The organism is Brevundimonas sp., assembly GCF_035998205.1.
GTDB lineage: Bacteria > Pseudomonadota > Alphaproteobacteria > Caulobacterales > Caulobacteraceae > Brevundimonas.
Genome location: NZ_DASYHT010000002.1, coordinates 190,930 through 201,440 on the forward strand (window position 1 = coordinate 190,930; position 10,511 = coordinate 201,440).

11 protein-coding genes are annotated in these 10,511 nt (G+C 72.7%); 2 read left to right on the top strand and 9 right to left on the bottom strand.

What is annotated here, in order from left to right; translation table 11 throughout:
* Positions 1-7: 7 nt before the first annotated feature.
* The 9 genes from arsC to VGN74_RS01090 all read right to left on the bottom strand — a co-directional run bounded on the left by arsC (position 8) and on the right by VGN74_RS01090 (position 6,840).
* Positions 8-409 (bottom strand): arsenate reductase (glutaredoxin), encoded by a 402-nt coding sequence (gene arsC, locus VGN74_RS01050; protein WP_327445504.1) that lies wholly within the window; start codon positions 407-409, stop codon positions 8-10.
* The gene (gene arsB / locus VGN74_RS01055) at positions 406-1,464 is read right to left on the bottom strand and encodes an ACR3 family arsenite efflux transporter (RefSeq protein ID WP_327445505.1); all 1,059 of its coding nucleotides are present in this window, start codon (positions 1,462-1,464) and stop codon (positions 406-408) included. Before arsB ends, arsC begins: the two co-directional genes overlap by 4 nt.
* Positions 1,461-1,823 (bottom strand): helix-turn-helix transcriptional regulator, encoded by a 363-nt coding sequence (locus VGN74_RS01060; protein ID WP_327445506.1) that lies wholly within the window; start codon positions 1,821-1,823, stop codon positions 1,461-1,463. Before VGN74_RS01060 ends, arsB begins: the two co-directional genes overlap by 4 nt.
* 41 nt (positions 1,824-1,864) lie before the next feature.
* Positions 1,865-2,266, bottom strand: a complete 402-nt coding sequence (locus VGN74_RS01065) for a hypothetical protein (protein WP_327445507.1) — start codon at positions 2,264-2,266, stop codon at positions 1,865-1,867.
* Between the two features lie 51 nt (positions 2,267-2,317).
* Positions 2,318-3,511 (bottom strand): NAD(P)/FAD-dependent oxidoreductase, encoded by a 1,194-nt coding sequence (locus VGN74_RS01070; protein WP_327445508.1) that lies wholly within the window; start codon positions 3,509-3,511, stop codon positions 2,318-2,320.
* On the bottom strand, positions 3,508-4,365 hold the full coding sequence (locus tag VGN74_RS01075; protein ID WP_327445509.1) for an energy transducer TonB: 858 nt from the start codon (positions 4,363-4,365) through the stop codon (positions 3,508-3,510). The genes VGN74_RS01070 and VGN74_RS01075 overlap by 4 nt, the downstream gene beginning before the upstream one ends.
* The gene (locus tag VGN74_RS01080) at positions 4,362-5,186 is read right to left on the bottom strand and encodes an energy transducer TonB (RefSeq protein WP_327445510.1); all 825 of its coding nucleotides are present in this window, start codon (positions 5,184-5,186) and stop codon (positions 4,362-4,364) included. Before VGN74_RS01080 ends, VGN74_RS01075 begins: the two co-directional genes overlap by 4 nt.
* On the bottom strand, positions 5,183-5,833 hold the full coding sequence (locus tag VGN74_RS01085; protein ID WP_327445511.1) for a DUF4893 domain-containing protein: 651 nt from the start codon (positions 5,831-5,833) through the stop codon (positions 5,183-5,185). The genes VGN74_RS01080 and VGN74_RS01085 overlap by 4 nt, the downstream gene beginning before the upstream one ends.
* A 113-nt stretch (positions 5,834-5,946) precedes the next feature.
* Positions 5,947-6,840, bottom strand: a complete 894-nt coding sequence (locus VGN74_RS01090) for a DUF4167 domain-containing protein (RefSeq protein ID WP_327445512.1) — start codon at positions 6,838-6,840, stop codon at positions 5,947-5,949.
* A gap of 363 nt (positions 6,841-7,203) precedes the next feature.
* On the opposite strand from VGN74_RS01090, the gene VGN74_RS01095 reads away from it, so the two are divergent.
* Both VGN74_RS01095 and VGN74_RS01100 read left to right on the top strand, forming a co-directional pair.
* Entirely contained in the window at positions 7,204-9,282 is a 2,079-nt protein-coding gene (locus tag VGN74_RS01095; protein WP_327445513.1) for a TonB-dependent siderophore receptor, read from the top strand.
* Positions 9,282-10,505 carry a PepSY-associated TM helix domain-containing protein gene (locus VGN74_RS01100; protein WP_327445514.1) on the top strand — a complete coding sequence of 408 codons (1,224 nt, stop codon included), beginning with the start codon at positions 9,282-9,284 and terminating at the stop codon, positions 10,503-10,505. The genes VGN74_RS01095 and VGN74_RS01100 overlap by 1 nt, the downstream gene beginning before the upstream one ends.
* The last annotated feature ends 6 nt before the right edge of the window (positions 10,506-10,511 follow it).

The following is a 10,511-nucleotide window of genomic DNA, read 5'->3' on the forward strand; positions in this document are numbered from 1 at the left end:
GAAGGGCTCAGACGACCTGGCCGTCTTCCTTGGTGAAGCTCGACGGGCGGCGGTCCAGCACCTCGAACACCCGCTCCGACGGACGGGCGAGCACGACGCCCAGGGGCGTCGCCACGATCGGCCGGTTGACGAGGATCGGGTGGGCGACCATGGCCTCCAGCAGGGCGTCATCGGACACCCCTTCCGCCAGCAGGCCCAGCTCGCCCGCCGGCGTGCCCCGCTCGCGCAGGATCTCGCGCGGCGTCGCCCCCATGCGGGCCAGCAGGTCGGTCAGCTGGTCCCGGGTCCAGCCGGCCTTGAGGTACTCGATCACCTCCGGCTCCAGCCCCGCCTCGCGCACGGCGGCGACGACATTGCGCGAAGTGCCGCAGGCCGGATTGTGGAAGACGGTGACGGGGAAGTCGCTCATCGCGGGGGCTCCTTGAGGGCGTGGCGGCGGACGGCGGGGCCGGCCTCGTACCAGCGTCGGCTGCGGTTGACGATCCAGACCACCGACAGCATCACCGGCACCTCGACCAGCACCCCGACGACGGTAGCCAGCGCCGCGCCGGACTGGATGCCGAACAGGCTGATCGCGGCGGCCACCGCCAGCTCGAAGAAGTTCGAGGCGCCGATCAGGGCCGAGGGGCCGGCGATGTTGTGCGCCTCGCCGGCCATCCGGTTGCCGACATAGGCGAGGCCGGCGTTGAGATAGACCTGGATCAGGATCGGCACGGCCAGCAGGGCGATGACCAGCGGCTGGGCGAGGATCTGCTCGCCCTGGAAGCCGAACAGCAGCACCAGGGTGGCCAGCAGGGCCGCGATCGACACCGGCCCGAGCCGGCGCAGCGCCCCGTCCAGCGCCGCCTCGCCCTGGGCCAGCAGGGCGCGCCGGGCCAGCTGGGCGAGGATCACCGGGACGACGATATAGAGGCCGACCGACAGCAGCAGGGTGTCCCAAGGGACGACGATGGCCGCGACGCCGAGCAGCAGGGCGACGATCGGGGCGAAGGCCACGATCATGATGGCGTCGTTCAGCGCCACCTGGCTGAGGGTGAAGTGCGGCTCGCCGTCGGTCAGCCGGCTCCACACGAACACCATGGCGGTGCAGGGCGCGGCGGCCAGCAGGATCAGCCCGGCGATGTAGCTCTCAATCTGGGTCTCCGGCAGCCAGGGCCGGAACAGCCAGCCGACGAACAGCCACGCCAGCACCGCCATCGAGAACGGCTTGATGGCCCAGTTGACCAGCAGGGTGACGCCGATCCCGCGCCAGTGTCGGCCGACCTGGCCGAGGGCGGCGAAGTCGATGCGCAGCAGCATCGGGATGATCATCAGCCAGACCAGCCCGGCGACCGGCAGGTTGACCCTGGCCACCTCGGCGGCGGCGACGGCAGCGAACAGGTCCGGGACCAGCGCCCCCAGCGCCACGCCGACGACGATGCACAGGGCGACCCACAGGGTCAGCCAGCGCTCGAACAGGCTCATGCGCGCCCGCCCTCGCCGGGGCACGCGCAGGCGGACCGGGCCAGGGCCTCCGCCACGGGGGCGCAGGCCTCCGGCGCGCCCTCGCAGCAGTCGGCCACCAGATAGGCGACCAGCGCGCCCACACGGCCGGTATCGGCGCTGTAGAGGATCGAGCGACCCTCCCGCCGCGAGCGGGCCAGGCCCGCCTGGGTCAGGGTCGCCAGCAGGGTCGAGGTCGTGTTGGCCGGGGCGCCGAGGGCGCGGGCCACCTCGCCGGCCGGCAGCCCTTCCGGTCCGGCCTGCACGAGGCGGCGGAAGGCGGCCAGCCGGCCGGGATGGGCGAGGGCCGACAGGGCGGTGACGGCGTCAGACGATTCCATATTTCCGGAAATACGGAATCGTCAGCCGGTTGGCAAGGACGCTACTGCGCCGGGCGGCGGCCGGCCTCGAGGATCGGCATGCCGGCCTCGGTCGGGATGTAGATGATCTGCCGGTCCTGCTGGTCGGCGGTCTCGCGCAGCATGTCGATATAGGCCCAGCGCAGGTAGTTCTCGGGGCCGCCGAGGCTCTCGGCCATGATGCGGTTGGCCTCGTTGGTGCCGCGCGCCCGCTCGACCTCGGCCTGGGCGGTCAGCCGGGCGGCGTCGAGGGCGGCCTGGGCCTCCAGCACGCGGATGCGGCGGTTCTGCACCGCCTCTTCATAGGCGGCGCGGCCGTCCATCTGCTTGCGATAGACGTTGTAGGTCGGGAAGGCCCACAGCACCCCCGCCACCACCGCCAGCCCCAGCACCCCCAGAACGATCGCCGCGCCCACGCCCCGCATATCCGCCTCCCCTGAATGAGGCCGGCAAGGTCGGGGCGACGGGCCGGCCCGTCAAGGGCGCGGGTCGAGCAGCAGGCCCGAGACGGTCGCCGCCAGCAGTCGGGCCGCCCCCGGCGCCCGGGCGACGCGCCCCAGCACATGGTCGCGCACCCAGGGCAGGGCGCGGCCGTCGGCCTGGTAGAACGGGGTGAAGACGAGGCTGAGCGCCTGATAGAGCCGCACATGCCAGCGCCGCCGGGCGGCGTAGGCCCACAGGGCCCGGTCGCGCGTGCTGATCCGCTCGATCGCCTCGGTCAGGGCGAAGGCGTCGAGCAGGCCCATGTTCACGCCCTGGCCCAGCTGGGGACTGGTGGCGTGGGCCGCGTCGCCGATGGCGGCCAGCCCGGGAGCGACCGGGCTGGCGAGGGTGTGGTGACCGTAGCGGGCGAGGGTCAGGTCCTCCGGTCCCCGCAGCGCCTCCAGCACCGGCGCGCACTCGGGCCAGAAGCCCAGCACCTCGGCCTTCCAGGCCTCGATGCCGGCGGCGCGCCAGCGGTCATGGTCGGCGGCCTTGAGGCTCCAGAAGAAGGTGGCCAGCGGCGTCGTCTCGCCGGGCCGCCGCCCGACCGGCAGCACCCCGATCATGCGGTCGGCGCCCCGATAGACCTGCTGCAGGGCGGCGGGGTCGAAGGCGTCGCCGGCCGGCCAGGGCGTCGTGCCCCACAGCGCGCCCCAGGCCAGCGGCCGCCGACGCAGGCCCAGCCGGCGCCCGGCGATGCTCGAGCGCGCTCCGCTGGCGTCGACCACCAGATCGAACGGGCCCGAGCGGCGGCCGTCGTCGGCCACCAGCCGGCCGTCCTCGACATCGACGGCGGTGAAGCCGGTCTCGAACCCGACCCCGGCCTCAAGGGCGGCGCGATAGAGCACCTCGAACAGGGCGGCGCGGTGCAGGCCCAGCGCCGGCTCGGGCCGCTTCAGGTCGGCATAGCGCACGTCCAGCACCAGCTGTCCGCCCGGATGCCGCCGCCCGGCGATGTGGGTCAGGGGCTGGCCCAGCGCCCGGACCTCGGCCTCCAGCCCGAGGGCGCGCAGCACCGCCAGCCCGGTCGGCTGCAGCATGAAGCCGGCCCCGACCGGCGCCGGGGCGGCGAAGCGCTCGTGCACCACCACCTCGCGCCCCTGTCGCGCAAAGGCGAGGGCGGCGGCCAGCCCGGCGGGGCCGGCCCCGGCGATGCCGATGGTGCGCGGACGGGCGGCGGGGGTCATTGCACGCGGGTGAAGTTCCAGGTCATCGGAATCTCGACCCTGGCGCCATGCGCGCGCTCCGGGAGAGGGGCGCCCCCGGCGCCCCCCATCTGAAAGCCACGCTCCGACACCCTGATGGTCGCCCGGCCGAAACCGGCGCCGCGAGGATACTCTGAAATGGTCTGGCAGTCCTCGAGCCGGCCGTCCGCACGCACGAGGCAGCTGATGATGGCGCGGCCGCCCTGACCGCGCTCAAGGGCGCGGGTAGGGTACTCGTCGGCCAGGTCCTGACCGGTAGGCCGACGAACCCACTCGAGCTGCGGAAGGTCTGGCGTCGCGCCGTCCACAGGGACGTTCATGGTCACGGATTGCGGCGGATCATCCAGCGGGTGCTCCAGCGGCACGTCGCAGGCGCGGAGCACGGCGGCGAGGGGCGTGGGGTCGGCGGGCAGGGACAGCGGGTAGCGCTGGCGGGGGCCCTCGCCGGGCTCGACCAGCAGTTCGAGGTCGCCGCCGGCCAGCAGCCGCCGCGCGAACCGCTCGGGCGTCGGCGCGAAGGCTGCGCCGCCGTCCGTGTTCAGCATCCACGACTGCCGCCGCTCCCTTCCGCCATGGTCATAGGTCACCGGCACCGTCGGGCTCGATACGTCTGCCGACGGCGGAACCGGGTGCACCAGCCGCAGCATGGCGAACAGCCCGTCGCTTCGGCACTGCACGGCGAGCGCTGCGCCGCTGTCCCACTGGACAGCGACCGCGGAGATGTCGCGCCCGAGATCGAGGGCATTCCAGTCCTGCGCCTGCGCCGCCGGAGCGACGAGCATCAGGCCGAGGCCGACAGCCGCAAGGCCGAGGCGGGCGCGCTCGCTGCGGATCATCGGGGCGCATACCAGGTCAGGGGAAACTCGAGCCGGTCGCCAATCACCGCTTCCGGAAGCGGCGCGCCGTCAACGCCGCCGAGCTGCATACCCCGCTCGGCGATTTCGACTGTCGCCCGGCCAAATCCTGCGCCGCGGGGATACTCGGAGATGACGTCGCAATCGCCTAGTCGACCAGACGAAAGGACCGTGCACTGAACCGTCGCGCGCCCGCCCAAACCGCGTTCGAGGGCCCTTCGGGGATAGGTTGCGGCGAGCAACTGAGGCGTGGCTCGTCTGATCCACTCGGTACCCGGGCGGTCCGTTTCCCCGGTTTGCTCGGACGGGGGCGGATTGTCCCGGGGATCGTGCTGCGGGACGTCACAGCCGTCGAGCAGGGCGCCAAGGGCCGCGGACTCCATCGGCAGGTCCAGCGGGTAGCGTTGGCGTGGCCCCTCGGGAGAGCTGACGGTGACTTCAATGGTCCCGCCCGCGAGGAGCCGCCGGGCGAACCGCTCCGGCGCGGGCGATTCCAGCATCGTGCCCGAAGGCAGGACACGCCATGTCTCGCGCCGGACTGGCCCTGGCCGGTCATAGGCGACGGTGACGCCGGGATCACCGCCCCCTGTGGTCCCGCTCAGCGGCTGAGCGAGTTGAAAGGTGGCGATCAGACCTTCGCGGCGGCAAAGAATCGTAATGGCCGCCCCGCTGTCCCACTGGACGGCGACCGCGGAGATCCCCGGGGCGACGTCGAGCGGCTGCCAGTCCTGCGCCTGCGCCGCCGGGGCGAGGAGGGCCGCGGCGGCCGCCGCCGCGAGGAGGAGGCCGCCGCGCCCGCTCATCGCGCCGGGACCAGCTCGATCAGGTCGAGGTTGGACTCGGTCTGGGGCCAGGGGAGGACGAGGCGCCAGCGCTGCGGGCCGATGCGCTCGACGGTGGCGATGATGTCCCGGTCGGGCCGGCGGCCGTAGGAATTGGCGGGCGGCTCGGACGCGAGGGCCATGGAGCCGAGGAAGACCATGCGCTCGCCGTTCTCGGGGAACAGCAGGCCGGCCGGGCGCTGCGAGCCGGTCAGCTTGGAGAATTTGAGGCCCGCCGGGGTCTGTTCGATGCGGCAGGCAAACCAGCCGTAGACGACATAGCCGAGGCCGGCCTCGCCGCCCTGGGAGCCGAGCTTGACGGTGCGGCAGCGGTAGTCGCCGACCGGCGGGGCGACATTGGGCTGGGCGGCGCGCGGGTCGGTCAGGTCGCCGACGGCGGCGAGGTCGCCGGAGCCGGGGTAGCGGCGCGACTGCTCGAGGGCCAGCTCCCAGGCGGCGTCGAGCCGGTTCAGCCGGTCGCGGTCGAAGCTGGTGACGATGCTGCGCCAGTCGCGCAGCACCGGCGCGGCCCCGTCCGGGCCGGGCGGCGGCGGCGGGGGCGGCGGCGCGGTGGCGCAGGCGGCGGCCCCCAGCACAGCGGCGAGGGCGGCCAGAAGTTGAAGGCGCATGGTCGTCTCCCCGATAGCGAGCGACGCCATATGGCCCGGCCCGGCGACGGGCGGCAAGCGGCGCCGTGGCCGCGGCGGTCTTGCGCCTCAACCCCCGCCGCAGGGCGGCAGCTTTATTCTTCCACGACCGCCGCGGGGCGGCGGCGGGGCGCGCGACGGCGCGGGGCCGGCTCGGCCTCGCCGTCTGCGGCCTCGGGGGCTTCGGCGGCCGGGGAGGGGGCCGGGGTCGCGCGGGTCAGGAAGCCGGGCAGGGCGGGCGCGTCGTCGCGGGCGTCCTCGCGGGCCTCGACAGGGGCTTCAGCCGCGCGCGGCGCCTCGGCCCGGGGGGCGTCTTCGCCGTCGCCGGCGTCATCCCCGCCCTCGCCGGGCTCGCGGCCCTCCTCGGCGAAGCGGCGGTTGCGCTCCTCGCGGCGACGCTCCCAGCGCTCGCGGCGCGTCTCGCGGCGGCCGCCTTCGCGGGGCTCGCCCTCGCCCTCGCCGCGCGGCTCGTCGCCGTCCCGGGGGGCCCGCTCGGCGCGGTCCTGACGGTCATTGCGTTCGGGGCGGTCGGTCCGTTCCGGGCGATCGCCGCGCTCGGGGCGGTCCTGCCGCTCCTGGCGCTCCTGCTGCTGGCGCAGGCGCGCCTCCTCGGCCTGCTGGGCGGCGAGGAAGGCCGCGGCCTGGGCTCCGCTCTCGTCCTCGAAATCGATGTCGAAGCCCTGGCTGCTCAGCTCGCGCTGGGCGATTTCGGACACCGGCCGCTGCGGCTGCAGGGCGCGCAGGACGCGGAAATAGTGCTCGGCGTGCTGCAGGAAGTTCTCGGCCAGCACCCGGTCGCCGGACGAGGCGGCGTCGCGCGCCAGCTGCATGTAGCGCTCGTACACCGTCTGGGCGTTACCCCGGACCTTGGTGTTCTCGGGGCCCTGCGAATCCCACGACCGGTTCGGATTGGCGGCGTTGCCGCCGCCCCCGCCGCCCGGCTTGCGGTTCCGACCGCGCTGCCGCTTCATGCCCTTGAAATCTCTCATGTCACGCCACCGTGCCGGGGAGCCTGGAGCCGCGGCCGCAAAGGCCTTCGGTCCTGCCTGGGTTCGCTGTTCCGCTTCGCTCGGGGCCGATCCCCGGTGTCGATGTGCTCGGAAAACCTGTGTCGCCCGCGTGGTGCGCCGGCCGGAGGGACCGTATCGGCCGTCACGCGTCCCAGCCGCCTTGAGGCGAGCCCAAGGGCTCGATCGACTGCGTATGGGTGGGAGACATCCGAGACTTAGCGCGCGCCGCCGCGCATTCCAAGGGGGCGCGGACGGGAAAACGGTCGCGGGCTCGCGAGCTGAGATTGATTTGCACTGGCGCGGGGTCTATGGCGCTGCGTCTCATTTGCAGTCAGGTCCCTGATGTTCCTCCCCCTCGCCCTCGCCGCCGCCGCTTCGCTCCAGGACCCGACCGCCACGGAAGTGGCCGAGGTGGTGGTGACGGCGCCGCAGTACGTCTCGACCGCCGGCCGTTCCGCCACCAAGTCCGAGGCCCTGCTGGTGGAGACGCCGCAGTCCATCAGCGTGATCTCGCGCGACCAGATCGATCTGCTGGGCTGGACCAGCCTGATGCAGGCGGTGCGCTACACCTCGGGCATCACCTCGGAGAACTACGGCCCGGACGAGCGCTACGACTGGCTGACCCTGCGCGGCTTCAATCCGGTGCAGTATGTGGACGGCCTGCAGGCCGCGGCCGGATCGGTCGTCAATCTCGGCACTGACCTCTACGGCTTTGAGTCGGTCGAGGTGCTGAAGGGGCCTTCGTCGGGCCTGTACGGACAGACGCCGCCGGGCGGCCTCGTCAACCTGACCAGCCGCCGCCCGCAGCGCGTGTTCGGCGGCGAGCTCGGCGTCATGGTCGGGAACCAGGCGCAGCGCCAGGTGGCCGGCGACGTCACCGGTCCGCTGACGGCGCAGGTCTCCGCGCGACTGACCGCGCTGGTGCGTGACCGCGAGACCCAGCTGGACGGCGTGGAGTCGGAACGCACCTATATCGCTCCGGCCCTGACGGCGACGCTCGGGGCCCGGACCGAGCTGACCCTGCTAGGCTACTGGCAGGACGATCTCGTGACCGGCGACGGCGGCGGCTTCCTGCCGGCCCAGGGCGTGGTGCTGCCGAACCCGCTGGGCCGCGTACCGACCGGGACCAACCTCGGCGAGCCGGACTTCAGCCGCTTTGACCGCGAGCAGTCCGCGTTCGGCTACGACCTGCGTCACAGCCTGTCGGCTGGCTGGTCGCTGCAGCAGAACCTGAAGGTCTTCACCCTCGAGTCCTTCCAGAGCGGCCCCTATGGCACCGGCCTGCTCGATGCCGACTTTGACGGCGTGCCGGACGACTACCGCACCGTGACCCGGTCGCAGTTCGCCTATCTGGAGGACGCCGACATCCTTGCGGTCGACACCCGGCTGGCCGGGCGCGTGATGACCGGGGCGCTGCGTCATGACCTGACGATCGGCCTCGACTATCGCGATACCGACAGCCGTCAGGCCTCCTTCTTCGGGGCGGCGCCGTCCATCGATCTGTTCAACCCGCAGTACGGGGCGACGATCGTCGAGGGGCCGCTGTTCACCTTCCTCGACCAGACCCAGACCCAGACCGGCCTGTATGTGCAGGACCAGATCCGCACCGGCGGCTGGGTGGCGACCGTGGGCCTGCGCCAGGACTGGCTGGAGATCGAGGATCGCCTCGGCGCCGGCGATCGCGATCTGGACCAGCTGACCGGCCGGGCCGGGCTGAACTACGTCTTCGCCAGCGGCGTCGCGCCCTATGTGGCCTATTCGACGTCGTTCCAGCCGGTGGCCGGCGCGGACTTCGACGGCAACCTGTTCGACCCGTCCGAGGGCGAGCAGTGGGAGGCCGGGATCAAGTACGACGGCCGCAACCTGGCCCCCGGCATCGACCTGTTCGCCAGCGCCGCGGTGTACGCCCTGACCCAGACGAACGTCCTGACCCCGGACCCGACGCCGGGCCGGCCCTTCTTCTCGGTGCAGACCGGCGAGGTCGAGGTGAGGGGGCTGGAGCTTGAGGCCACCGCCCGCATCGATGAGCGGATCAGCCTCAATGCATCGTACGCCTTCACCGACTCGGAGGTGACCCGGTCGAACGGGGCGGACCTCGGCAAGCAGCTGACGGTCACGCCGGAACACAAGGCCTCGCTGTTCGCAGACTACACCTTCCAGACCGGCGCCCTCGCCGGGCTCGGGGCCGGTCTCGGCGTCCGCTACATGGGCGAGAGCTTCGGCGACGGCGCCAACCAGTGGCGCACCCCCGGCTCGACCCTCTGGGACGCGGTGATCCACTATGATCTGGCCGACTGGCGGGTGCAGGCCACGGCCTCGAACCTGTTTGACCAGACCTATCTGTCGCGTTGCACCTCGTCGGTGCAGTGCTTCTACGGCTCACGCGGCCTCTATGCCGTGAGCCTGACGCGGCGGTTCTGATGGCGGCGGGGCGGGGCCGGATCGACGTGCGGGGCGCGGCGCGCCTCGCCCACCGCTACATCGGGCTGGCCCTCGCTCTGTTCCTGATCCTCGCCGGGCTGACCGGCTCGCTGCTGGTCTTCCAGCGCGAGATCGACCAAGGGCTGAACCCGCACCTCTGGCGCGCGTCCGCCGACGGACCACGCCTGTCGCCGGACCAGATCGTCGCCCGGATCAGCGCGTGGGACCCGCGGGTGCAGGCGCGCTGGATTCCGATCGAGCCCGGACTGGCCCCGGACGTCTGGGTCGACGCCCGCATCGACCCGGCCACCGGCGCCCCCTATGCCGTCGGCTTCAACCAGGTGTTCGTTGACCCGGTCAGCGGCGAGATCAACGGGTCTCGGCCCTATGGCCCCTTCACCCTGTCGACCGAGACGCTCGTCCCGTGGCTGGACATGTTCCACCGCACCCTGACGCTGCCCGGCGCCTCGGGCACGCTGCTGATGGGGCTGGTGGCGCTTGTATGGGTGATCGACTGCTTCATCGGGGCGTATCTGACCCTGCCGAAGGGGCGGCCGTTCCTGCGCAAATGGGCCCCCGCCTGGGGGTTGAAGCGGGGCGGCTCGGCCGCGCGGCTGACGCTGGACTGGCACCGCGCCGCGGGCCTGTGGCTGTGGCTTGTGCTGCTGACGCTGGCCGTCAGCGGAGTCGCCTTCAATCTCGAGCACCAGGTGTTCGAGCCGGTGGTGTCCGTCTTCTCGCCGATCGCCGAGAACCGGTTCGAGCATGCGCCGATGGACTTCGCCAATCCGAAGGCCCCGGCCTTCGGTTTCGACGCGGCGATCGAGCAGGCGCGGCGGGCGGGCGGCCTGCCGGCGACCGCCGTCAGTTCCGGCCTCTACTACGCGCCCGAGATCGGCGGCTACGGCGTGGCGTTCGGCGACGCCTGGGCGCCTGGTCTGGGACCGACCTGGGTGTATATCGACGGGACTACCGGGGCTCTGATCGAGAAGGTCACGCCCGGCGAGGGCACTGCCGGCACTATCTTCGCCCAGGCCCAGCTGCCGCTGCACAGCGGGCGCATCCTCGGGCTGCCGGGGCGGCTGATCATCTTCATCGCCGGTCTGGCCACGGTCGGGCTGACGGTCACCGGCGTGGCCCTCTGGGTGCGCCGGAGGATCGCCAGCGCCCGGGCCGAGCGCCGGCGCGCACCGGGTGCGGCGCGGGCCCTGCCGGCGGAGTGAACCGCC